General features: G+C 59.4%; 19 protein-coding genes and 1 pseudogene. 10 read left to right on the top strand and 10 right to left on the bottom strand.

Annotated features, from left to right (window positions below):
* From NW870_RS00745 to NW870_RS00705, 9 genes and pseudogenes are all read left to right on the top strand, one after another.
* Positions 1 to 163 (top strand): annotated as a pseudogene (locus tag NW870_RS00745) (RNA-guided endonuclease TnpB family protein); the annotation flags it as partial.
* Complete coding sequence (locus NW870_RS00740; protein ID WP_414373328.1) at positions 164 to 2,191, top strand: ArsA family ATPase; 2,028 nt, start codon at positions 164 to 166, stop codon at positions 2,189 to 2,191.
* 32 nt (positions 2,192 to 2,223) lie between these two features.
* The gene (gene ligA, locus NW870_RS00735; RefSeq protein WP_414373326.1) at positions 2,224 to 4,284 is read left to right on the top strand and encodes an NAD-dependent DNA ligase LigA; all 2,061 of its coding nucleotides are present in this window, start codon (positions 2,224 to 2,226) and stop codon (positions 4,282 to 4,284) included.
* Positions 4,285 to 5,096: 812 nt separating this feature from the next.
* A complete protein-coding gene (gene clpX / locus NW870_RS00730) occupies positions 5,097 to 6,443 on the top strand; it encodes an ATP-dependent protease ATP-binding subunit ClpX (RefSeq protein ID WP_414329044.1) in 1,347 nt (448 codons plus the stop codon).
* 70 nt (positions 6,444 to 6,513) lie between these two features.
* Entirely contained in the window at positions 6,514 to 7,203 is a 690-nt protein-coding gene (locus NW870_RS00725) for a potassium channel family protein (RefSeq protein ID WP_011432960.1), read from the top strand.
* 59 nt (positions 7,204 to 7,262) lie between these two features.
* Entirely contained in the window at positions 7,263 to 8,687 is a 1,425-nt protein-coding gene (locus NW870_RS00720) for a TrkH family potassium uptake protein (RefSeq protein WP_414373324.1), read from the top strand.
* A gap of 78 nt (positions 8,688 to 8,765) precedes the next feature.
* Positions 8,766 to 9,872, top strand: a complete 1,107-nt coding sequence (locus NW870_RS00715; RefSeq protein WP_414373322.1) for a phosphotransacetylase family protein — start codon at positions 8,766 to 8,768, stop codon at positions 9,870 to 9,872.
* A 465-nt stretch (positions 9,873 to 10,337) separates the two neighbouring features.
* Entirely contained in the window at positions 10,338 to 10,838 is a 501-nt protein-coding gene (locus NW870_RS00710; protein WP_414373320.1) for a ribonuclease H family protein, read from the top strand.
* A gap of 95 nt (positions 10,839 to 10,933) precedes the next feature.
* Positions 10,934 to 12,577, top strand: coding sequence for a DUF3352 domain-containing protein (locus tag NW870_RS00705; protein WP_414373318.1), 1,644 nt, complete (start codon positions 10,934 to 10,936; stop codon positions 12,575 to 12,577).
* Between the two features lie 47 nt (positions 12,578 to 12,624).
* Here the strand turns inward: NW870_RS00705 and NW870_RS00700 are convergent, their stop codons facing one another.
* The 7 genes from NW870_RS00700 to NW870_RS00670 form a co-directional block, all read right to left on the bottom strand.
* Positions 12,625 to 13,368: a response regulator gene (locus NW870_RS00700; protein ID WP_414373340.1), complete on the bottom strand. Its 744-nt coding sequence runs from the start codon at positions 13,366 to 13,368 to the stop codon at positions 12,625 to 12,627.
* 68 nt (positions 13,369 to 13,436) lie between these two features.
* A complete protein-coding gene (locus tag NW870_RS00695; protein ID WP_414351954.1) occupies positions 13,437 to 14,195 on the bottom strand; it encodes a sensor histidine kinase in 759 nt (252 codons plus the stop codon).
* Positions 14,196 to 14,304: 109 nt separating this feature from the next.
* Positions 14,305 to 15,783 (bottom strand): sensor histidine kinase, encoded by a 1,479-nt coding sequence (locus tag NW870_RS00690; protein ID WP_414373316.1) that lies wholly within the window; start codon positions 15,781 to 15,783, stop codon positions 14,305 to 14,307.
* A 144-nt stretch (positions 15,784 to 15,927) separates the two neighbouring features.
* Positions 15,928 to 16,914 carry a pentapeptide repeat-containing protein gene (locus NW870_RS00685; protein ID WP_414373313.1) on the bottom strand — a complete coding sequence of 329 codons (987 nt, stop codon included), beginning with the start codon at positions 16,912 to 16,914 and terminating at the stop codon, positions 15,928 to 15,930.
* Between the two features lie 140 nt (positions 16,915 to 17,054).
* Entirely contained in the window at positions 17,055 to 18,614 is a 1,560-nt protein-coding gene (locus tag NW870_RS00680) for a hypothetical protein (protein WP_414373311.1), read from the bottom strand.
* A gap of 147 nt (positions 18,615 to 18,761) precedes the next feature.
* Complete coding sequence (locus tag NW870_RS00675; protein WP_414373309.1) at positions 18,762 to 19,655, bottom strand: CoB--CoM heterodisulfide reductase iron-sulfur subunit B family protein; 894 nt, start codon at positions 19,653 to 19,655, stop codon at positions 18,762 to 18,764.
* A gap of 335 nt (positions 19,656 to 19,990) precedes the next feature.
* A complete protein-coding gene (locus NW870_RS00670; protein WP_414356496.1) occupies positions 19,991 to 20,656 on the bottom strand; it encodes a Crp/Fnr family transcriptional regulator in 666 nt (221 codons plus the stop codon).
* A 369-nt stretch (positions 20,657 to 21,025) separates the two neighbouring features.
* Between NW870_RS00670 and surE the strand changes: the two genes are divergently transcribed.
* Positions 21,026 to 21,805: a 5'/3'-nucleotidase SurE gene (gene surE, locus NW870_RS00665; RefSeq protein ID WP_414373307.1), complete on the top strand. Its 780-nt coding sequence runs from the start codon at positions 21,026 to 21,028 to the stop codon at positions 21,803 to 21,805.
* A gap of 22 nt (positions 21,806 to 21,827) precedes the next feature.
* Here the strand turns inward: surE and NW870_RS00660 are convergent, their stop codons facing one another.
* The 3 genes from NW870_RS00660 to hisH are packed head-to-tail and all read right to left on the bottom strand — an operon-like array spanning position 21,828 to position 23,170.
* A complete protein-coding gene (locus NW870_RS00660; protein WP_414328915.1) occupies positions 21,828 to 22,037 on the bottom strand; it encodes a pentapeptide repeat-containing protein in 210 nt (69 codons plus the stop codon).
* Entirely contained in the window at positions 22,034 to 22,507 is a 474-nt protein-coding gene (locus NW870_RS00655; RefSeq protein ID WP_414373305.1) for an EVE domain-containing protein, read from the bottom strand. The genes NW870_RS00660 and NW870_RS00655 overlap by 4 nt, the downstream gene beginning before the upstream one ends.
* A gap of 6 nt (positions 22,508 to 22,513) precedes the next feature.
* Positions 22,514 to 23,170: an imidazole glycerol phosphate synthase subunit HisH gene (gene hisH, locus NW870_RS00650; protein WP_414373302.1), complete on the bottom strand. Its 657-nt coding sequence runs from the start codon at positions 23,168 to 23,170 to the stop codon at positions 22,514 to 22,516.
* Between the last annotated feature and the right edge of the window lie 43 nt (positions 23,171 to 23,213).

Raw genomic sequence — 23,213 nt, 5'->3', positions numbered from 1 at the left:
CCATAGGCTACCACGAGACTGGCAAGGCGCTCTGGGTGTTATGCTCAGAGCTTTGCGGGATACCGCCTTTCTGTTCGAACTCCGTCCCGCTAACGCGAACGGAAATGGACAGAATGCTATCGCTTCACCGTTGAGCAGTAATGGTCAGCAGTGTTCAGCGTAAATGTATCAGCATTCCTGCCATCCTCTGCTCTTGGCTTCCCAACGCCTCTTGCTGTTCAGCGGCAAGGGAGGAGTGGGCAAAACGACCCTGACCTGCGCGCTGGCTCGCCAACTGGCCCAGGTGGATCCCCAGCGCCGTCTGCTCCTGATGTCCACAGATCCCGCCCACTCGTTGGGGGACGTGCTGCAAATCTCGGTTACGGATGTGGCCCAACCCTTGCCGGATCGCCCCAATTTGCAGGTGCGGGCTTTGCAGGCGGAGATTTTGCTGCGGTCTTTTCGGCAAACCTATGGGCCGGCCCTGGAGCTCATTGCCGAGCGGGGCAGTTGGTTTGGCCGAGAGGATCTGCTGCCGATCTGGGATTTGGCGTGGCCGGGGGTGGATGAGCTGATGGCCATTCTGGAGGTCAACCGGCTGCTGGCGAGGGAGGAGGTGGATACGGTCATCCTGGATACGGCCCCCACCGGGCATACCCTGCGGCTGTTGGAGCTGCCCGACTTTTTGGATAATCTGCTGGCCGTGTTTGCCACCTTTCAGGCCAAGCACCGGGAAATCGCCCAAGCCCTGACGGGCACCTATCGACCGGATGAGGCGGATGCGTTTTTGGCCCAGTTGCAGAGGGAACTGGAGGGGGGCAAAGCCCGCTTGACCAATCCGGAGAGCACTTCTGCTTGGCTGGTGATGATCCCGGAGCAGTTGAGCGTGGCGGAAACCCGCCGCTTTTGTCAGCAACTGCAAAACCGCCGCGTGCCCATCGGCGGTCTTCTGGTCAATCAGGTGCTGCTTGCAAGAGAGAATAACAGCCAACCTTCGCTGCCCGCTGCTCTCCCCTCTTCCCTCTACTTGGCGCGGCAACAGGAACAGCGGCGTGTGCTCAAAGCCCTACAGGAGGAGCTGCCCGGATACTCTATCTGGGTCTGTCCTTATCAACTGCAGGAGCCGGTTGGGTTGGCGGCCCTGGATGAGCTGGTTCAGCAGCTTCGCCCCTTGCCAGAGGTGCTGCTGCAGTTGGAAGGGATCCCAGAGCAAAAAGCAGAGAGCCAAGAGAAGAGAAAGTCTCTCTTCTCCACCCTCTTCCCTTCCTTCAAGGGGATCCCGGCTCTACCGGACTTTTTGGCCCAAGGGATCCGACTGGTGTTGGTGGGGGGCAAAGGGGGTGTGGGCAAGACGACGGTGGCCGGGGCCCTGGCTTGGAACTTGGCCAAGCGCCATCCCGACAAGCAGCTCTTGCTGGTCTCCATCGATCCGGCTCACTCGCTGGGGGATCTGTTTCAGACGAAACTGGGTCAGGATCCCATTCCCCTGCTGCCCAACCTGCTGGGGCAGGAGGTCGATGCGGCGGCGGTGCTGGAGCAATTCCGGCAGGATTATCTGGAGGAGGTGGCGGCCATCTTGGCGGGGGAGGGGACGGCAGGGGTGGAAGTCCAATACGACCCGCAGGCGTGGCGGCAACTGCTGCAGATGCCCCCACCCGGCCTGGATGAGGTGATGGCCCTGTTGAGTGTTCTCCGACAGGAGACGAGCGGGCAGTTCGACCTGGTGGTGCTGGACACGGCTCCCACAGGCCATCTCTTGCGGTTTCTGCAGATGCCCCAGGCTCTGGAGGGCTGGGTAAGCTTGGCCCTGAAGCTGTGGCTGAAATATCGGGATGTGGTGGGCAGGTCGGAATGGGCGCAGCGGATGCGGGAGCTCTTGGCCCAGGTGCGACAGCTTCGGCAGCAGCTCCAGGATCCCCAGTTTGTTACCTTTATCCCCGTCTTTAACCCCGAGCAAGCAGTTCTGGCGGAAACCGAGCGTCTTTTGGCGGAATTGGATGCTTTGGGGATCCCTCATCCCTACGCCGTTCTCAATCGGGTGTGGTTGGAGGATTCTACCCCCTTTGGAGAGGCCCTCCGCCGTCGTCACCAGACTCTTCTGGCCCAGCTCCCCCAGCCATTTTCCCAGCAGGCCATCTTGACCATCCCCTTCCTACATCCTCCCAGCTTGGAGAATATCGGCTCCTACTTATTGGCTCCTCAGGAGCCCTAACCTAGGGGTAGACCTTGCTCACCCAAGGAGTTATGGATCCCCATCTGGAAGAACGCGCCCGCGAGCTGCGCACCCTGCTGCAGAAGGCCAGCATTGCCTACTATGTCCACGATGCGCCCATCCTGGAAGACAGCGTTTACGACCGCCTCTACCGCGAGCTGCAAGAGCTGGAGCGGGCTTACCCTGAACTGGTCACTCCCGATAGCCCTACTCAGCGGGTGGGAGAAAAACCTGCAGAGCATTTTCCCACCGTCTTCCACCGCATCCCCCTCTACAGCTTGGAAAACGCTTTCAACCCAGAAGAGCTAGAGGAGTGGCAAGAGCGTCTGCTGCGAGTTTTGGGCCGTGCCCCTGTTCCCGACAGCAGGACAGAGGGAGAGCTGGAATATGTATGTGAGCTGAAGATTGATGGCGCCGCCTTGGCCCTAACCTACATCGAGGGTCTTTTGGAGCGGGGTGCTACTCGGGGGGACGGACAGGCCGGAGAGGACATCACCCCCAACGTGCGCGCCATTCGTTCGATTCCCCTGCGGCTGGCGACAGCAGATCCGCCTCCCGTTTTGGAGGTGCGGGGGGAAGTCTATCTGGCCCTAGCCGAGTTTGAACGGATCAACCAAGAGCGTCGTTCCGCTGGGGATCCCCCCTTTGCCAACCCGCGCAACTGTGCTGCCGGTACCCTGCGGCAGTTGGATAGCCGCGTTGTGGCCGCCCGCAAGCTCAGCTTCTTCGCCTACGCCCTCCACTGGCCGGAGGGATGGCCTGCCGGGGATCCCCCGCAAACCCAGTGGCAGTGTCTGCAGCAGCTCAAGGAATTGGGATTTCCAGTCAACCCCCTTTCCCAGGTCTGTCGGGGCTTGGGAGAAGTGATCCAATTTTATGAGCGATGGCGGGGTGCCCAGCTCCCCTACGCCAGCGACGGGGTGGTGGTGAAATTGAACTCCTTGCGGCTGCAGGAGGAGGCCGGCTTTACGCAAAAATTTCCCCGCTGGGCCATTGCCCTCAAATACCCTGCCCAGGAAGTCCCCACCCGCATCCGCGCCATCGTGGCCAGCGTGGGCCGTACCGGCGCCGTCACTCCAGTGGCAGAGCTGGAGCCAGTTCCTTTGGCCGGCACCCTTGTCAGCCGCGCCAGCCTGCACAATGCCGATCGCCTGCGGGAGCTGGACGTGCACATCGGCGATACTGCCATCGTGCGCAAAGCCGGGGAGATCATCCCGGAGGTGGTCGGGATCCTGAAGGAATTGCGCCCTGCCGACGCTGTTCCCTACAGCCTGCCCAGCCAGTGCCCCGAATGCCACGCCCCTTTGGTTCGTCCCCCTGGCGAAGCCGTGACCCGCTGCCCCAACCCCGAGTGCCCGGCCAAGCTGCGGGGCCAATTGCAGCACTGGGCCAGCCGCGATGCTTTGGATATCGAAGGCTTGGGGGAAAAGCGGGCAGCCCAATTGGTGGAGAACTTGGGAGTGCGCACCGTAGCCGATCTCTATCGCCTCACCCCAGAGCAGTTGCAGGGTTTGGAGGGAATGGGATCCCGCTCCAGCCAAAAGCTGGTGCAAGCCATTCAGCGCTCTCGTCAACAGCCCTGGGAACGAGTGCTCTACGGGCTGGGGATCCCCCATGTGGGGGTGGTCACTGCCCAGATTTTGGCCGGCCATTTTCCCACCCCTGAGCTTTTGGCCCAGGCCAGCGCAGAAACCATCGCCCAGATCTACGGGATAGGCGCGGAAGTGGCCGAAGCGGTGGTGGCCTGGTTTGCCGATCCCGCCCACCGGCGGCTGCTGCAGGAGTTGCAGGCGCTAGGGATCCCCGCTCTTCCTCAGCAGGAGAACCCTGCCGTCTCCCAGATCCTGGCCGGGAAAAAATTCGTAATCACCGGCACCTTGCCCACCCTCTCCCGCCAGCAGGCCAAGGCTTGGATTGAGAGTCGGGGGGGCAAAGTCACCGCCAGCGTCAGCCGCCAAACCGACTACGTGGTGGTGGGCTCTGACCCCGGCTCCAAGCTGGAGCAAGCCCAACAACTGGGGATCCCCCTGCTGACCGAAGCGGAGCTGTTGGCGCTGGATCCCACCGTGGAATCCGGTGATCTGCATCCTTGACAGGGTGGATCCCCGAAAAACTTGGGTAGGGTGGGTTGTCTTAGCGGCAGGGATAATTTATGATTCACCTCTAGTGAGGAGTGGACGCCAATAGGGGGAAGCGAACGAAACACGGACAGTTCCTTCCCCTTTTTGGTTACAAAAAGGCGCGGCCACACCTCCAAAAAGTATCCAACTTAACTGAAGGATTCCTTTGCCAGTGCCAGATAAGGTCAACTATGATGGGATCAGCGGAGACGCATGTTTCCGTTCACTCCTCACACCATCTTCCGCTCGGCGTCAAGTCGGGCGGTTTTTCTATAAATCCGTCCAAAGGATGTATGACCATTCCCGATAGCAGCGAAACGGCTCACCCCTTCCATTTCCAGTTTTCCTCCTTGTAAGACACTTGGGGAGAACCGAGGCTGTGGCGTTTGCACGGGTAGCGCAGAGCGCTGGAGAAGCTTATGGTCACTTTGAAGCAAGAATGAAACACCTCCGTTGCATTGCTTCCCAGCTCCCTTTTGAAGAGTGGGTGGTCGCGGAAGCGGCACCGAGCGCTTGGGAAGTGTCTCAATCCAGTTTGAAATGACTATATCTCCAGTCTTTCCAGTTGATCCCCACGGGAATCTCTTGGCACCCTGCCCCCTTGGGGATCCGGAAACAAGCCCTACGAGCCTAGTGGAGATGCTAGACTAGTAGGTCAGTGAGATTCCACCAACTTCGGCCTCCTTACGCTTTCGCAGCCAATTTGCGACTGGATTGGAAGGTTTAGTTTTCTTCTGGCTTTTGCCGGATTAGGATAGCCAAGAGCAAGCAGCAACGAGGATCCCATGGCCAAATATGACTCCCATCTAAAGTGCTCCTTCTGCAACAAGTCACAGGATCAGGTGCGTAAGTTGATTGCGGGGCCGGGGGTCTACATCTGTGACGAGTGCGTGGAGCTCTGCAACGAGATTTTGGATGAGGAACTCTACGACGGCAACACTCCTCCTGCTGCCGCCCCTGCCGGCGGCCGGCGTGAAGCTCCTAAAAAATCCTCCCGCAGCCTGCCTTCTTTGGCGCAGTTGCCCAAGCCGCAGGAGATCATGCGCTATCTCGACCAATATGTGATTGGCCAAGAAAAAGCTAAGAAGGTTTTGTCGGTGGCGGTTTACAACCACTACAAGCGTCTGGCTGCCAAGGCCAACCCCGGTAGCGTCGGAGTTTCGGAACTGGATGAGGTGGAGCTACAGAAGTCCAACATTTTGATCATTGGCCCCACTGGCTCCGGCAAAACCCTGCTGGCGGAAACCCTGGCTCGCATGTTGGATGTGCCTTTTGCGGTTGCAGATGCTACCACCCTTACGGAAGCTGGCTATGTGGGCGAGGATGTGGAAAACATCCTGTTGCGCCTGCTGCAGGTGGCGGACATGGACGTAGAAGAGGCCCAGCGCGGCATCATCTACATCGACGAAATCGACAAAATTGCCCGCAAAAGCGAGAACCCCTCCATTACCCGCGATGTCTCCGGCGAGGGGGTGCAGCAGGCTTTGTTGAAGATGCTGGAAGGGACAATAGCCAACGTGCCTCCCCAGGGAGGGCGCAAGCACCCCTATCAAGACTGCATTCAAATCGACACTTCCAACATCCTCTTCATTTGCGGGGGGGCTTTTGTTGGCCTGGAAAAAGTAATCGAGCAGCGCATTGGCAAGAAATCGATGGGCTTTATCAAGCCAGGGGAGCAATTGTCGGTTAGCCGCGAGCAACGTATGGCCAATGCCCTCAAGGCTTTGGAGCCTGAAGACTTGATCAAGTACGGCATGATTCCCGAATTCACGGGGCGGCTCCCGGTAGTGGCGACTTTGGATCCGCTGGATGAGAAGGCGCTGGAGGCGATCCTGACGCAGCCCAAAAACGCCATTCTCAAGCAGGCGCAGAAGCTGTTGCGCATGGACGGGGTGGAACTGGAGTTCGAACCTGCCGCCATTGCTGCCATTGCCAAAGAAGCTTATCGCCGCAAGACCGGGGCTCGTGCCCTGCGGGCCATTGTGGAAGAGCTAATGCTGGATGTGATGTACGAGGCACCCTCCCGCCGCGACCTGAAATACATCCGCATCACCGCAGAGATGGTGGAGCGCCGTTCCACCCGCGAGCTGATTCCTCACCCCTCTACGCTGCCCAAGCCTGAGTCGGCCTAGAGTCGCGGCCCTTCCGATCCCTGCTGGATGAACTTATGATCTGTTCTTGAAAGAGGGGGCAGGAGATCCTATGGCAGGGACTGCGTTCCGCCGGCGCGAACGACAGAGGGTGGATCGTGAATATGCGGTAATTGGTCTGGGGCGCTTTGGTTCTAGCTTGGCTCTCACCTTGATGGAGCGAGGGCACAATGTCTTGGGGATCGACCGCAGCCGTGAGATCGTGCAGCGCCTGGCGGATCAGCTGACGCAGGTGGTGGCACTCGATTCCAGCGATGAAGATGCGCTGCGAGCGGTGGATATCCTCTCCTTCGACACGGTGGTGGTGGCCATTGGCAGCGATTTTGAGAGCAATTTGCTGACGACGGTGGCCCTGAAAAGTCTGGGGGTGCGCAATGTGGTCTGTAAGGCGTCGACCGAGCGGCAACGCTCTATTCTCCTGCGAGTGGGGGCAGATCGGGTGGTGTTGCCGGAGCAAGAGGCAGGGCGCCGTTTGGCTCAGGTGTTGACAGCACCGGGGATCCTAGATCAGCTAGAGCTGGAGCCGGGCTACAGCATTACGGAATTACAGGTGCCGGAGGCGTTGGTGGGCCATACGCTGGCGGAGTCGGATCTGCGTCGCCGCTTCGGCATCACGGTGCTGGTGGTGAAGCGAAAGCAATCGCTGGTGGTCTCTCCCCCCGCAGACTACCTGCTGGAAAAGGGGGATTTGCTGGTGGTTCTGGGGGCCAATACCAACATCTCGCGGCTGAATGAAATGTAGGGAGGGATCCGATGAGAGAGGACTCCGCCCCGCTTCCGCGAGAGGAGGGGCCTGAGCGCTTGGTTCCACCGGTGCCATCCCGCGCCCGCTACCTGCCGACACCGGGCTCGGCATTGTCTCAGTCCTCTAGGGCCTTTGGGAATCGTCTGCAGTGGTTTTTCGGGGGGGACAGGCGTCGCCCGCTGCCACCGCCATTGCGCCTGGTTGTAGGGTTGGGGCTCTTGGCAGTGGTGGGAACTTTGGTGCTCATGTTGCCGGGGATCGGGCGCGGGGATCCCTTGAGCTGGAATGAGGCGCTGTTTACGGCCATGTCGGCCCTGAGCGTGACGGGGCTCTCGACGATTGTGGCGGCGGAGGATCTCACCCTGTTGGGCCAGATTGTGCTGCTGATCCTGATTCAGATTGGCGGGGTGGGCTTCATGGTGTTGGCGGTGGTGGTGTTTCAATTGATCGGGCGGCGCATTTCCCTCCTCAATCGCTTGGCGCTGTGCAATTCGCTGGGTCTAATCGATCCGGGGGCGATCCTGGAATTGACTCGGCGGGTGCTGCTGGGGGTCACTCTCATTGAGTTGGGGGGGGCTCTGCTGCTCTGGGTGCACTGGCGGGATCTCTATGGGCCGGGGCGGGCGGTTTTTCTGGCTATTTTTCACGCGGTGTCCGCCTTTTGTAATGCAGGATTCGACCTGTTTGGCCGGGAAGGGATCCCTACAGACGGTCTGTCGCTGGCGATTTTGGCCGGTCTGATTTTTATCGGCGGTTTGGGCATCCCAGTTTTGTCGGATTTGTTAACCTGGCCACGGGGCCACCGCCCCTCTCTGCACACCCGGATTACCCTGGGCGTGGTGGTGGTTTTGCTCTGCACGGGCGGCATTGGCTTGTTTTTGGGAGAGAGCTTGCCCGGCGGATCCCTGCTGGAGGTAAGCTGGCCCCGCCGCTTGGGCCTGACGTTTTTTCAGTCGGTTTCTGCCCGAACGGCTGGGTTTGCCGGGATCCCCATTGAGGATTTGACCCCGGCCAGCCAGTTGCTGCTGATGGCTCTCATGTTTATTGGGGCAGCCCCAGCTTCTATGGGGGGCGGCATGACCACCGGCACCTTGGCGGTGTTGGTGTTGGCCCTCTGGGGCTATGCCCGCGGTTTGCCCAGCGCTCAGATTGCCGGGCGCAGCTTGGATCCCTCCATGGTGCGCAAGGCGGCAGCGGTGTTAACGGTTTCTCTGTTTGTGGTATTGTTGGCGGCTTGGTTGATTTTGCTGACCCACAGTAACAGTAGGTTGGATCCGGTGTTGTTTGAGGTGATCTCCGCCTTTGCCACCTGCGGCCTCTCGACGGGCTTTACCGGGGAGCTCAACTGGTTTGGCCAACTGATCATTGTGCTGGTGATGTTCTGGGGCCGGTTGGGGGCATTGACGATTGTCTTGGCCTTGGCTCAACAACAGCCCCGCCCGTTGGTAACCTACCCTGAAGAGTCGATCCTAATCGGTTAGTCCAGAACTGAGGAGAGAGCAGCCTCCGTTAGACTGAGTAAGGGATCCCTTCGTCCCTCTCGTTACCGGGAGCCATCCGTGTCCAAGTTCCTTTTAATTGGTTCTACTGAGCCCTTCAGCGGTAAGTCGGCTGCCATCTTGGGTTTGGCCAAGCATCTGCAGCAGCAAGGGATAAAAGTCACCTATGGGAAGCCCATCGGTTCTTGCGAGCGGGAAGATTGCTCGCTGGAAGGGGGCGATCCGGATATGCGCTTTGTGGCGGAGTCTCTGCGGCTGACGATGGATCAAATGCCGCCGATGCTGCTCCGGCTCAACGAAGAGGCTTTGCTGGCTCAAATGAAGCGAGCTCCCGGGGATCCAGCTCCAGAGTGCCCGGTTGCCCCTCTGTTGGAGTTTGTCCAGCGCTCCCCTGCCGATTTGGTGCTGCTGGAAGGCCCAGCCGATCTTTACGAGGGGGAATTGTTTGGCCTGTCGCTGGCCAAGATGGCCCAAGCCCTGGATGCTCCGGTACTGCTGATCAGTCGCTACCATTCCTCCTTGGCTGTTGATTCTCTTCTCTTTGTCCATCGTCAACTGGGATCCCATTTGGCAGGCGTGCTGCTGAACGATGTGCCGCCCGACCAGGTGCAACCGGCAAAAACGATCATTCGGCCTTTTTTGGAGGGACACGGGATCCCGGTGCTGGGGATTTTGCCCTCCCATCGCATTTTGCGCAGCATCAGCGTTGGGGAGTTGGTGCGGCAACTGGATGCCGAGGTGCTCTGCTGTCCGGATCGGATGGACCTGATGGTTGAAGACATTGCGGTAGGGGCGATGAACGTCAACTCGGCCTTGAAGTACTTCCGTAAGCTGGATCACAAGGCGGTGATCACCGGCGGAGACCGCACCGATATTCAACTGGCCGCCCTAGAAACTTCCACCCTCTGCCTGATCTTGACCGGCAAGCTCCCTCTGGATCCCCGCATTCAGTCTCGAGCAGAAGAGCTGGAAGTGCCGATCCTCTCGGTGGATCTGGACACCTTCACCACCATCAACCGCATCGAACGGGTTTTTGGGCAGATTCGCCTGCACGAGGAGGTGAAAGTCCGCTGCATCCAAGAGCTAATGTCAGCGAATTTTGACTTTTCCCGTCTCTATGCTCATTTGGGCTTGACACAACCCCTAGTGTCGGCGGTAGGTGCATAAGAAAAGTTATTACTGGCTTCTCTATATTTGGTGTCTAAATAGATATTTCTTCGAGATTGAGCACTATATCTGATCAAGACGAAATAAGCTCAGTTTTGACGCGCTGGTCTCTAGTGTCTGATGCTTTCCAGTATCTGCAATGATTTCTGCAAAAAAACGCAGGGATCTCTCGCCGGTTTGGCCTACTCACCGAATTCGAGAGATATCATGCGAGTATTCATCACCTCAACACACCACTCCTCCCCCAGATTTTCTGGGGGTTTTTGTTCGTACTGTTTTTAACCTTGTGCGTCAGTGTCACGTAAGCTGATGTTGACGGGGTTTATGCTGCTAATAGTGTGAAACAAAGCTTTTCTGAAGCTGAATACACTAAACAGTGGTGCCGGCACGCCCTTCTGCAATAAGATGCAGTGTCTGTTGTCGAGCCGGGATCCCAAATGTTGCCGTTAGCGCCGGATGAGCACCATGGCCAAGGTTTCACGGATGCACAGCCGCAAAGGAGCGGGCCCCAGCCGTCTGGTTGCCTGCCCCCACAGTGGCATCTTCACCGACGGGGGATGTTCTCCCAATCCGGGGCCAGGGGGATGGGCCGTGGTGGTGGTTCAAGATGATCGGGTTGTGGAAGAGTTTTGGGGAGGGGATCCCGATAGCACCAACAACCGCATGGAGTTGACCGGCCTCATCCGGGCCTTGCAATATTGCCGCCACACCCAGGGCAACGGCGTAGATACCATCTACAGCGACTCCCACCTTTGCGTACAGACCTACAACGACTGGATGGATCGCTGGGCAGCGCAGGGGTGGCGGCGGCGCACCGGGCCGGTGGAAAACTTGGATCTGGTTCAGGAACTGTATCAACTAAAGCAGCAGTGCCCTCAGGTGCAGGTGGTTTGGATCCAGGCTCACGAAGGGTTGCGCTGGAACGAGTACGTGGATGAGTTGGTCGCTCGCGCCCGGCCAAAGTAACAATTTCTACATATTCCGATGTATGAGGCTGCGATCACAGACAGGCTCTGAGTCCATCGCCTATCCTCAAGAGGACGGCTCGTCGCAGGTGTGATATGAAGACCCAACTTCAGTGCCGGTTTCGTCCTCTCTCCCTTACGTTGATGGCGGTGGGGGGCTCTTGGCTCCTGGGATCCTGCCAACTCAGAGGGCCACAGGTACAGTTGCCCGGCGATGCTCTGCCGGAAACCGCGCTGGTTCCCCAGTCGGCGCCCCTGGTGCTGATCTTTTCTACCCAACCGGAAGAATCTTTTCGCACTCACCCTGACCTTTTGGCCCAGTGGGAGAGCTGGACGGCAGAAGCTTTGGCTGAAACCGGCAAGGAGTTCTCTCGGGAAGAGATGCAAGCTTGGGCTGGCGAGCAATTCACGATGGCAGTGGTGATTCCCAATCTGGTGCCTGGAGCTGCCGAGCCGGTGCCCGGGATCCTGTTTGGAGCCAGCACCCGCAACGCTGATTTGTCTGGGCAATTCTTGGCCCAGGTGCGGCAACAGGCAGCAGCAGAAGGGGCCAACTTCGAGCAGCGCCAGGAGCAGGGGGTCACCCTCTATGTGCAAACCAACGGGGAGCCGGGCGAGCGGTGGGTGACTGCTGAGTTTGGCAACCGTTTTGTGGCGGTGGCCAACGACCCGAGGGTGATGCAGCAGGCGATTGCTGTGTATCGCGGCGAAGCAGAGCCGATTGGCCGCTCCGAAAGTTTCCGCACCGCTGTTGGCGATCTGTATAAGAGCGGCACGCTGGCCTTTGCCTACTTCAACTTCCAGGTTTTGCAGGAGGATCCCGAGTCTTTCCAAGACTGGATGCAGGATTTGGATCCAGCGACGCTGGGATCCCTGCAACCCCTGCGCTCTTTGGCCATGGCTGCCCACTGGCAAGAGCAGGGCCTACGGCTGCGCATGTTGACCCAGACCGATCGGAAAACCCAGGTGCAGGGGGGGTGGCAACCGGCTCGCGGCGAACTTATTCAGCGGCTGCCCGGCAATGCCCTGGCGGTGCTGACCACCCAACAGATCGCCCAGCGCTGGCAAGCCGTTGTGCCTGAGCTGGAGAAAGATCCGCCGGTCAAAGAGTCGTTAGAGGAGCTGCGGGCTGAGTTTCGCGCCAATACTCGCTTGGACTTGGAAAAAGATCTGCTGGCCTGGATGGATGGGGAGATGGCCTTGCTGGTGGCACCGGATGCCCAGGCCCATCCCCTGTTGCAGGGCATGGGAGCAGCCTTGGTGATCGAGACTGGCCAAAAAGACAAGGCCAACGCGGCCCTGACTCAGTTGGATCGGCTGGCCCAAGAATCCGGAGTAGGGGTAACGGAGGCGGGTGGACAGGTGACGTGGGCGGATCCCTTGTTCAACCGACCGCTTCTGGTGCGGGCTTGGGAAGGCAACTACCTGATCGTTACCACCAGCACGGCAGCACTGCAAACGCTTGCCCAACGCCAGGGCAATTTGCTCCCTCGAACTGAGCCGCTGAAGACCCTCTACGATCAGTTGCCCAAGCCCAACTACGGCTACTTTTTGCTGAATTGGCAAGGGATCCGCACAGTGCTGGAGGCTACGCTGCCGGGCGGTTTGGCAAGCTTAGAGCCGGAGGCCCGCGAGCTGCTGACCCGCGTCGATGGGCTGGGCATTACCAGCTACCCTGCCGGGGATCACGCCTTTGGGGTGGAGCTGCTGGTTACTGTGCCACCAAAGCCCCAGCGATAAAACCGTGTCTCACGTTCTTCAGTCTTCCTAGGGGTTGGGGGTGAGGGCTATAGCCGAATTAGGCCATAGGTAAGGGCATAGCGAACCAGCTCGGTGCGGCTGCTGGTGCCCGTCTTGTTCAGCAGGCGGGTGACGTATTTTTCCACGTTGCGCACGCTGGTTTGCAGCTGCTTGGCAATCTCCTTGTTCATCAGCCCTTCTGCCACTTTTTCCAATACCTGTCGCTCGCGCGGCGTGAACTCTACCTTAATGGGTGGGGGCAAGGGAGTTGGGGCGGGGGGCTGAGAGGGACCGGTTGGGGGAAGAGTTCGCTCTGCCAGAAGCGCCCGAATGGAGGCCAGCTCGCGGGCGACCACTTCAGAAGGACTGGCTGCTCGGGATCGCTCAATGAGATTGGAGACGATGGCCACCAGCTCCTCCGGATCGAAGGGCTTGGGCAAATAGGCATCGACACCGGCCCGGTAACCCTGGATGCGGTCGGCGGTCATCCCCTTGGCGGTGAGGAACACCACCGGCAGATGGCTGTAGGGCTCGAGTTTTCGCAGTTGGGCCAAAAATTGATAGCCATCCATGCCCGGCATCATGATGTCGGAGATGATCAACTGAGGCTGGGCCGTGCTGAGCAGTTGCAGAGCCTGCTGGGCGTTGGCCGCCGGGATCACCTCAAAGCCGCTGTCCTCGAGGTAGGCTTGCACCGCTTCCCGTAAGCCGGGTTCATCATCTACTAGCAGAATGCGGGCTGCTGGACTGGCAGCAGGGGGTTCGGGTTTGGCTGGGGGAGAAGAGGCCATCTGCAGCTCCTGGGTAGCGTTCAAGCGTTTGGCGGCACCTGCCATCCCATATCTCTACAATCTTCCTACTAACCTGTGGGCAATCTCAGGCGAAAACAGGAGCCTTGGGGGGAGCTTTCCACCTGGAGATCTCCGCCCATCCGGGTGGCCAGGTCGCGGCTAATGGCCAACCCCAGCCCCTGCCCTGGCTTAGAAAGATCTGCCCGAAAAAAGGGATCGAAGATCCGCTCCAGGTTCTCAGGGTGGATGCCGGGGCCATTGTCACAGACGGCAACGAACACTTCCCGTTGCGAAGCAGTTGAGGGATCTTCACCCAACTCCACCCTCAGCCGGATCTCACCTGGGGGCGGGGTGTACTTGCAAGCGTTGTCGATCAAGTTATCAAGCACCTGGCGCAGGGCGCGCGGATCGGCTTGTACAGGGGGTAGGGAAGGGGGCAGGACGGCTTGAAAGTGGTGTCCCTGGGTTTCGGCCAAGGCTTGATAGATGGGAATCCACTCCCGCAGCAGGTCGGCCAAGGAGAGGGGCTGAAGCTGGAGGGGGGCCGGGATCCCGTCCAAACGCTCGAACTCCGCCAGCAGCTCCTGCAAATGCTTGCACTCCTGTTCAATGCTCAGGCCAATCCAGTGGTTGCGATCCTCGGGGGGCAAGCGTTTTTGTAATAACTTGGCCAGCGTGCTCAGGGCGGTGAGAGGATTGCGCATTTCGTGAAGCAAAGTGGAAAGCTGCTGGGCAGAAAGAGTGACCCCCTTGACCTTGGGTTCTCCGGCTCCGCAGACGGGTTCAGGCTCTGGATGGTGTTCAGCAACTTTTCTGGCTCTCGGCATGGATCCAATCTCTAGACTCTCCCGGCGCTGGCAGATCGATCCTAGCCCCATCTTCCCTGGGTTCCGCCACATCAGCGTTGAGACGGTATCGGGATCCCAACCGGGTGGCTTATAGCTGGCGGGGCAGGTAGATGTTGAGAATTTCCCCCCGACGGGCGCGATGGCGCACGGTGAGGTAGCCCCCCAAGGCGCGGAACAGAGTTTGGGTGACGGGAAGGCTGAGGCTCACTGCACCGGTATCCGGCTGCACGACCAACAACTGCCCAATCGCCTGAGGGGATTTGGGCTCTGAGGCAACAGTGGCGTCGCTGCCCTCAGGTGTGTTGACCTGAAACTGAAGTTTGACCAGCTCCCCTGCGCTGACCAACTGGGCGCGAATGTGGCTGCCAGCCGGCGTGCTGCGGGCAATGCGGTCGACCATGCCAAACAGCACCGCTTCCAGCGCCTTGGGATCGCTGACCACATCCGGCAGCTCATCGGGAATCTCCAACTCCAGTTGGGATCCCCGCCGTTCCACCTGCTCCTGCCAGCGAGGCAGGTTTTGCCGCACCAAGTCCACCAGCGCAATGGGCTCTAGCTGGAGCCGACGCCCCTCCTGTGGGGTAGCAGCGGGCATCACCGTTTCTGTAGCCTGGAAAAACAGCCCGAAGCGGTTGATTTGCTCGGTACATTCGCGGTCAATTTTCTCCACGTATTCCCGTACCCGCGACGGCAGATCGTGCCGCTTCAGGATGAGACTAACCAAGGTGCGGATGGTGCTGAGGGGCGTCTGGATCTCGTGGATGAGAGCCCGCAACAGTTCTGCCTCCGAAAGGCTGTTCTGTTGGCCTTGACCGGCAGGCTGGCCATGGGAAGGAGGAGACCGCCGCTTCTGCCAATCTTCTGGCCGGGTTGTGGGCGCAGGGGAGTTCTCGGCTCTGGCGGGGGGTAAGCGAGCGGGCGGGGATCCCGACTCGGCCAGGTTTCCCAGCAGAAGAAGGCTGCTGAAGCGGGCCAGCACCCGCACATGAGGCTCCATGAGGGGATGGTGCTTGATCAGCTCCTGCCAGAAGGGCAAGCGATCCGGCCTACCCTGTTGAACCCGCTGCTCTAGGATCTGCCAAGCCCGATGCACCACTTCCGGCTCAAAAGACACCATCATCCCCCTCTGCCGCGTGTGGGGGTGATGCCCTTGGGCGGCCACCGCCGAAAAAACAGGGGTGAGCACCAGCAAAAAAGGCTCCTCCACCAGGGGATCCTGCGGCAGGAGAGGGATCACCGTCTGGCCAGGGGTCAGGATTGACTCAGGGGACAGATCGGGGGTAAACAGCCAGGGGGCTTCACGGGCCGGCTCCCGCAGCTTCAGGTTTGGCTCTGGAGCGTCGATGGGCGACGGCAGTTGAGGCAGCGGATCCCGAACCACCCAGGGGGGCCACCAAGACACCGGCCCACCGATCACCACCCCAAACTGTCCAACTTCTTGCCATAGCTGGAGCAGGGCTGCCACCGTCTGCTGCCAGGAGCGCTCTCCTGCCCCCGGCAACCATTCCGGCAAGGGCAGATCGGCCCACAAAGCTTCCATCAAGGACAGAAATCGGCGGCTGTTCACGGATCTCTTTGACCCATCCTTCCCTTGTAGGGTAGCGGTTGTGGCCCCTCTGGGGCAGGGGAAAACCTCACCTTTTCCGGGGCGGATCCCCGTCTCACTCAGGGACAAGAATCCTCGTCCTCATACGGTAGCGAGTCTGTCCAATCAGCCTACCCGTCCATCCGGCAGAGTTGCCCCGCGCAAATTGGCCCCGCTGAGGTTGGCTGTGCTCAGATCGGCTCGGGTTAGGATTGCCTCGCCGAGATCGGCATTTTCCAGGTTGGTGCGGCCCAAATAGGCATCCACCAGGTTGGCACACCGCAAATCGGCCCCGGCCAGATTGGCCCGACTCAGATCTGCCCGCGCCAGTTTGGCCGAGCACAGACAACTGGCGGAAAGATCGGCTGCGGCCAGATCCGCCTCGCTCAAGTTGGCCTCTGTCAGATTCACCTGGCGAAGTATCGCCTCCTTCAAGTTGGCCCGCGCCATCTGCGCCCCTTGCAGGTCTGCCCCCAAAAAAGAAACCCCCCTCAGGTCGGTCTCGCTCAGGATGGCTCCCTGCAAACGGGCTTGCTGCAGGCTGGCCCCTTGCAAGTTGGCCTTGATCAAACTGGCCTCTTTTAGGTTGGCCCCGCTCAGGTCGGCCCGTGTCAAATCCGCTCCCGACAGGTTGGCTCCGCTGAGATCGGCGCGGCTAAGATTGGCGTTGCGCAATACCGCTCCCCGGCGGCTATCGAAACGGAGATTAGCCCCCCGCAAGCAAGCTCCCCCCAAGTTGGCACTGGTGAGGTTGGCCCAACGCAAATCCGCATCCAGCAGGTTGGCATCGATCAACAGAGCCAGCGTCAGGTTGGCCCCATGCAAATCTGCTCCTTGTAGGGTGGCGCCGTGCAACTGGGCATCTCTGAGATCCGCCTCGCTCAAGTCCGCCTGGCTGAGGTTGGCCCCCCCGAGGTTAGCCCCGACGAGGTTGGCCTTCTGCAGCTTGGCCCGCCCCAAGAAGGCGAAGATCAAATTGGCACTGTGCAGGTTTGCTTGGGAGAGATCCACCCCGATCAAGTCGGCCCGGCTCAGGTCAAGGGCGGCCAGGTTCTCGCCGGCAAAGTTGATCCGTCCTGCCCGGTAAAGCCGAAGCAGATCCTTGGCGTCCATAGAAGAGAGGGGAGAGCTCAGAGAAGCGAGAGGGGATCCAAACTAGCGGCCATTCTAGAAGAAAATCAAGGCGTTTCCCCAACACTCGGCGCGGCTGATCGTGAGTGTTGAACGGGATCCCCAAACAGCGGGTTTGAGCTTCAAACCAGCCCGAACAGACGGCGCTCTGCCTCCTCCATGCGATCCAAGAAAGCAGCAAATTTGGTGGAGATCTCCCCCACTTCCTGCAAAAAGGCGCGTAGTGTTTGGTACTTGAGAACCAAGGCTTCCTCTAGGGTGCAGGTTTGGAACTGCTCATCCAACGCCTTGCCCAACTCGCTCAGGGCCTGTTCGATAGCAGTTTTGACAGAGCCGACGCTGCGCCGCACCAAACGCATCACCTCCTGCTCCAACTGCGGCTTTTGCTGGGCCAGCTCGCTGCTGGCCAACACCTGTCTTAGGGAAGCATAGGGATCCGCCAGCTCAGCGGGCATTTCGGTAACCGCCTCCGGCAGAGCCTGTTTTGCATTGCTGACGCGCAGGGGCTGCACCAGGCGCCACTCCGATTGTTCTAGCTTTTTCACAATCCCCATGAACATTGCGGCGGATCCCTCGACATCCCTCAAGAAGCCGCGCAGCACTTGGTGTTTGAGGGTCAGATATTGGACGGGATCCTCATCCTGTAGCCCTTCGTCCAGGGCGTTGCCCAACTCGCTTAGGGTGTTCTCGATGGCAACCATCAGGGATCCGGCGCTGTGATGGAGCAGTTGGCGGCAGGACTCTGGGATCTCCTGTCGCAGGTCAGAAGAGGGGCCGGGTGGTGTTGCCGGGGTCGCAAAAGCCGAAAGCTCTGCAGGCTCTTCCTCATCCTCTGGGATCCCAGCGTCAATCCAAGTCATGGGGCTGGCCAGGGACTCTGCCTCGCCCGCGCGAGCGGCATCTTCGGTATTCAGCCAATCCAGATTGGCGGAGAGAGGCTCAGCAGCCAATCCTCCGCCGGGGAGGGTCGCTGGGGGCACGTCAACGTAAAGAGGCTTCAGCATCTGCAGCACAGCATTGGCGGCTTGGCCATCCTGATCCGGCTCCTGCAACTGCTGCACCGCCTCCTTCAGCCGGGCTTCCAGTTCTTGGGGGGAGGCGCAGGCATCGTAGAGGGCTCTGAGCAGCTCGTCCAGGCTGTAGCGCCGCAGGGCCGCCAACCCCTGCAGAGTAGGCTCTACTTTGTGGTACAAAGCCGTGAACAGAACCAGCTTGGCCCGCAAAGGGCTGGTTTGCCGCATCACCCCTGCCCGCAGCTCGAAGGGATCGTAGTCTTGCTTTTGCAGTCGTGGGCTTCCATACTCCAAGGACAAGATAGGCGAGGGTGCGGCCCAAGCTGATGGCTCCTTGGGCGAGGGCATGAGTGGGCTAGAGGGATCCGCTTGGGGCTGTTGATACAGGGGCTGTAGCTTGCTTAGCAGCATCTTGGCGATGCGAGCATACTCGGCTTTTTTGTTGATGCGGCTAATGGCATCTCGAAAGCGCTGGCCCAAAGCATCAAGGGTAGCGTGCTGGCGGCAGAGCTGCTCCAGCAGAGCTTTCAGGTCTATTTGGTTCAACTTGCTGACATCGCTTTCCCAAGTGCTGGTGCAGGCAAAGTAAACCAGCTTTTTCACTCGGTCTGCGTACCCGCCCTGCTGCACTTCTTGCACAACAAGGCCAAAGGGATCCGAGACAACCATAGGGAGCTGCTAAGCAGGAGTAGGTGGATCTAAGCTTACGAGGATCTTTGCGGTTTTTGAACAAGGACGGGTACCTTGCTGGGCAGAATAACACATCCTTCCCAGACCTGATGTTTGCCCAGGGATCCCCCAGCCATCAAGTGGGATTTAGCGGCCTATTTTTTGCAGGGCTCTTTCCACCTGCACCACATGGCGGTTCAGTCCCAAGTTTTCCGCCGGGATCCCCAGGGCCAGGCCCACCAATTGTGGCAAATGCAGGATCGGGATCCCCAGCTTGCGCCCGATCACCTCTTCCACCTCCGGCTGCCGAGAGTCCAAGTTGAGGTGACACAGGGGACAGGGGGTGACCAAACAATCCGCTCCCGCCTCTATGGCCTCCAGAAGATGCCGGCCTGCCATCGAGAAAGACTGCTGCGGGGCATAGCTGGAAATGGGCCAGCCGCAACACTGGGTGCGCCCGCGATACCAAACAGGGGTGGCCCCCAAACGCTCGAAGAGATCCTCCATCAAACGGGGATCCCGTGCCACATCGAAGCGGGAGATGTCGTAGGCCCGCAACAGATAACACCCGTAGAAGGCAGCGCAGCGCAGCCCCAAGAGGGGCCGCTTGACCTGTTGGGCCAATCGCTCCAGGCCGTAGTCATGAACCAGCACCCACAGCAAATGGCGCACATCGCCTGTGCCCTGGTAACGGCTCTCACAGCCCCCTTTCTGGCACAGGGCTTGCACCTGGTGAAAGTACTCTGGATTCGCGGTTTTCGCAGCTTTTAACTTTTCATTCACGCGGCCCAACACCCCCTGACAGGTGCTGCAGTGGGTGAGCATCGGCAACCCCAGCGCCTCGGCCAAAGCCAGGTTGCGGGCATTTACCGTATCTTCCAGCAGCTCCGATTCTTCTTTGAAGGTGCCAGAACCACAGCAAGAAGCAGCCTCCAGCTCCACCAGTTCAATGCCCAGATGCCGCGCAATCTGGTCGGTGGAGTCGTACAGCTCACGACAGGCCCCTTGGGCCACACAGCCGGGGTAGTAGGCGTAGCGCAAAGGTGAAGGAACAACAGCGCCGACATTCTCCCTGCCCTAAATGGCAAGGATTCTTTCCCAGGTTGCAGGATGACTCCTACTTCCTGGGCTACACCACCTTTGCAAGTGGTGAGGGATGCTATGACCCCAACTACTGGGATGAACTCCCAGATACTTTCCCTGTTGACACTGCGCCATATTCAAGTTGGCGGAGTTCATTCAACACCATAGCACAAAGCCGACCTGGTTGCGTCAGCGGGCCGTAGGCCTTAGGGCGGGGCTGGCAACCCAGTTTTCTTGGTCAGCAGTGCAGTTTTTGACAGGGTGCCGTAGGCATAACGCTTTAGACAGCAGGGCTAGGCGCTGGCCGCCTTCTTCGGAGTGGGCTGGAGCTTCACCCCGTTGGGAATGCAGATTAAGTTTTGATCCAGCACCTGCACAAACCCTTTCGAGCGCAGGGATCCCAGAAGGCGAGTCACCGTCACACGAGTGGCCCCAATGGCATCCCCAATCTGGGCGTGGGTAAGGGGCCAGGGAAGATACATCCCCTGTTCACAGGGCTGCCCATACTCCTCGATCAACAGGCTCAAAAAGCCCTTGAGGCGGTCGATGGCGCGCCGTTGGCCCAAGTTTCCCAACCACAGCAGCTTCCGTTGCAGTTGCTGGCGAAAGTTTTCCTGGACTTTCTGGTGCAAGTAGGGCCACTGCTCCAGGTCTTGCCAGTAGAACCACATCACCGTGGTGCGGTCGGCGTGGGTGCAGGCTTTTAACTCAAAGCGCTCTGGGTTGCTCAGCTCAAAGGGAAACCCAGCCGTGATAAACCCAACAAAGACCTCCCGCCGCTCTGGAGTTTGGCTGACCAAGCGCACCACCCCCTCTTGGGTGATGTACACCAATCCCGGACGGGTGGGGATGCGCACGTCTTTGGGAAAGGTGCGACAGCGGTAGTGCTCCTCGGCCCACTGGCAAAGCTCACGCCATTCCTGAGCCTCTGTTGCCGATGTGATGGAAACAAGTGACATGAGATCAACTTCCTGTCGCTCGAGCGACCTGATGGGTTTTACAGACTCCCCAGCTTTGCCCCGCTGTTCGCTTTAGCGGGAAGGAGTCTCAAGGGGATATGGATGAGGAAACAGCAAGATGCAAACAAGAAGGCACAACAAAGAGGAAGGAAACCGCAGGGTTTACTTTACCTTAGCTTCATAATGGCACTTGACCTCATGGGGTGACATTGTGTTCCTACTGATATTGTTCGAAAGGCTACGTCCAATAATAACCTCAAGAGGCCGTGAATTTTCAGATTTCGTCGCTGAACTTGGCTACCTGAGGGATCAGAGCGGATCGTTGGGTCAGACTGGTGTATGTCTAAGGGCGGGTGTGGGGTGGCTGCGATGAACATTCTCATCAGCAACGATGATGGCATCCAGGCGGCGGGGGTACGTTGTCTGGCCGCTGCTCTGGCTCGGCTGGGCGCACATCAGATCACGGTGGTCTGTCCGGATCGGGAGCGCTCGGCCACCGGCCATGCCTTGACGTTGCACAAGCCGCTGCGGGTGGATCCGGTGCGGGAAGGATTTCCCCCAGGAGTGCAGGCCTGGGCCTGTTCGGGCACACCTTCCGACTGTGTCAAGTTAGGTCTGGACGGGCTATTGGATCATCCTCCCGATTGGGTGATTTCCGGCATCAATCAGGGAGCCAATCTGGGCACCGACGTGCTCTACTCCGGCACCGTATCGGCAGCGATGGAAGGGCTGCTGGAAGGGATCCCCAGTTTGGCGGTGAGCCTGGCCAGCTTTACCCATCAGGATTTTCAGCCGGCAGCGCAAGTGGTGCTGACGTTGCTGGAGAAACTGAGCTTGAAGCCCTTGGGGGAGCCCATGCTGTTGAATGTGAATGTGCCGCCATTGTCGGCTGCCGAGATGCGCGGCATGGTTCTAGCTCCTCTGGGCTGGCGCAAATACACCGATATCTACGAGAAGCGGGTGGATCCGCGCGGCAAGGCCTACTACTGGCTGGCAGGAGAGGTGGTGGAAGAGGGGGTGGATCCCCGCTCGGATGTGCGGGCCGTTGCGGAAGGCTATGTATCGATTACGCCCCTGCAGCCGGATCTGACGGCCTACGCGGCCTTTGATAGCTTACAGCGCTGGGGGCTCTCAGCTTTTGGCTCATGAATTTTAAGCCGGTGAGCTGGGGTCAGCGCCGAACAATGTCATCCCCTCCAAATTTTGGGTCGAACTCGGCGGGAAAGCGGGTGTTGGCACTGTAGATTGCCCCTTCCAGAAAAGCGCTCTTTAGGTTGTCCATCGACAGATTGGCCCCTCGCAAATCCGCCCCCGTTAGATCCGCCCCACTTAGGTCGGCGCCACGCAAATTGGCCCCACTCAGGTTGGCCTCGCCCATCATAGAGGAGACTGCGTAGAAACTCCCGTCAGCGCCAGCAATCGTTTCGCCACCCCTTCGGCAACCGGCATGACCGACAGTCGCGTGCCCCGTCGTACTACTTCCAGCTCCTCTGGGGTGAAGGTGTCTCGCAATTCAGCCAAAGGGATCAATCGCCCAAAGGCTGAGACAAACCGCACTCGCACCGTATGCCAGCGGGGATCCTCGCGGGTAGATTTGGGATCATAGTAGGGGCTGGCAGGGTCGAATTGGCTGGGATCCACCACGTGGGTTTCCAGGATCTCCATCAAACCGGCAATTCCGGGTGGCTCGGCATTGGAATGGTAGAAAAAGGCGCGATCCCCAGGCTGCATTGCCTTCAGATAGTTGCGGGCTTGGTAGTTGCGCACGCCATCCCAAAGGGTTTGGCCTTCCCGCTGCAGATCCCAGATGCTGTAAACGCTGGGCTCAGATTTCATCAGCCAGTAGTTCATGGGGCACTAAGCTCTGGGAGCAGATAAAAGGGAGCAACGGGCAGCAAACTCGACAAAGTTTTGCAACATCTGCAAGCCAACAGGGCCCGACTTTTCGGGGTGAAATTGGGTAGCAAACAAGGTGCCGCGGGCAATAGCGGCTACACAGGTTTGGCTGCCGTGTTGGGTGGTAGCAGCCACCCAGCTTGGGTCATTGGGCACTGCGTGGTAGGAGTGGACAAAGTAAACCCAGCTTTGATCCGGGATCCCTGCCCAAAGAGGCGATTGGGGTTGGGTAAGGTGCAACTGATTCCAGCCCATGTGAGGGATGCGCAGGCCCGCCTCTGGCCGAAAGCGCTGCACCCGTCCGGGCACGATGCCCAGCCCCGGTTCCACCCCCTCTTCGCTGCTCTCAAACAAAACCTGCAAACCAATGCAAATGCCCAAGAAGGGCTGCTGCCGCTGCACCGCCTCCCGGATGGGATCCACAAAGCCTCGCTCTCGCAACTGCTGCATGGCCGGATCAAAAGCCCCATCTCCCGGCAGGATGATCCCGTCGAAACGCTCCAGCCCGACCGGCTCTGTTACCAGATGCACCTCTGCCCCGGCACGCTCCAAGCCTTTGCAAGCCGAATGCAAGTTTCCGGCATCATAGTCGATTACCGCCAGGCGCACAGCTCCCATGGGATCCCTTCTCGTGAGGAGTTTCGGAGTCTATCAGTATAGT

This window comes from Synechococcus sp. R50.1 (assembly GCF_047462115.1).
In the GTDB taxonomy this organism is placed as follows: Bacteria; Cyanobacteriota; Cyanobacteriia; order Thermostichales; family Thermostichaceae; genus Thermostichus.
This window is presented reverse-complemented; position numbering and strand designations above follow the sequence as displayed.

Coding starts and splice junctions, on each gene's coding strand:
- NW870_RS00740 (WP_414373328.1), top strand. CDS start 164: ATGTATCAGCATTCCTGCCATCCTCTGCTCTTGGCTTCCCAACGCCTC.
- ligA (WP_414373326.1), top strand. CDS start 2,224: ATGGATCCCCATCTGGAAGAACGCGCCCGCGAGCTGCGCACCCTGCTG.
- clpX (WP_414329044.1), top strand. CDS start 5,097: ATGGCCAAATATGACTCCCATCTAAAGTGCTCCTTCTGCAACAAGTCA.
- NW870_RS00725 (WP_011432960.1), top strand. CDS start 6,514: ATGGCAGGGACTGCGTTCCGCCGGCGCGAACGACAGAGGGTGGATCGT.
- NW870_RS00710 (WP_414373320.1), top strand. CDS start 10,338: ATGGCCAAGGTTTCACGGATGCACAGCCGCAAAGGAGCGGGCCCCAGC.
- NW870_RS00705 (WP_414373318.1), top strand. CDS start 10,934: ATGAAGACCCAACTTCAGTGCCGGTTTCGTCCTCTCTCCCTTACGTTG.
- NW870_RS00700 (WP_414373340.1), bottom strand. CDS start 13,368: ATGGCCTCTTCTCCCCCAGCCAAACCCGAACCCCCTGCTGCCAGTCCA.
- NW870_RS00695 (WP_414351954.1), bottom strand. CDS start 14,195: ATGCCGAGAGCCAGAAAAGTTGCTGAACACCATCCAGAGCCTGAACCC.
- NW870_RS00685 (WP_414373313.1), bottom strand. CDS start 16,914: ATGGACGCCAAGGATCTGCTTCGGCTTTACCGGGCAGGACGGATCAAC.
- NW870_RS00680 (WP_414373311.1), bottom strand. CDS start 18,614: ATGGTTGTCTCGGATCCCTTTGGCCTTGTTGTGCAAGAAGTGCAGCAG.
- NW870_RS00670 (WP_414356496.1), bottom strand. CDS start 20,656: ATGTCACTTGTTTCCATCACATCGGCAACAGAGGCTCAGGAATGGCGT.
- surE (WP_414373307.1), top strand. CDS start 21,026: ATGAACATTCTCATCAGCAACGATGATGGCATCCAGGCGGCGGGGGTA.
- NW870_RS00660 (WP_414328915.1), bottom strand. CDS start 22,037: ATGATGGGCGAGGCCAACCTGAGTGGGGCCAATTTGCGTGGCGCCGAC.
- NW870_RS00655 (WP_414373305.1), bottom strand. CDS start 22,507: ATGAACTACTGGCTGATGAAATCTGAGCCCAGCGTTTACAGCATCTGG.
- hisH (WP_414373302.1), bottom strand. CDS start 23,170: ATGGGAGCTGTGCGCCTGGCGGTAATCGACTATGATGCCGGAAACTTG.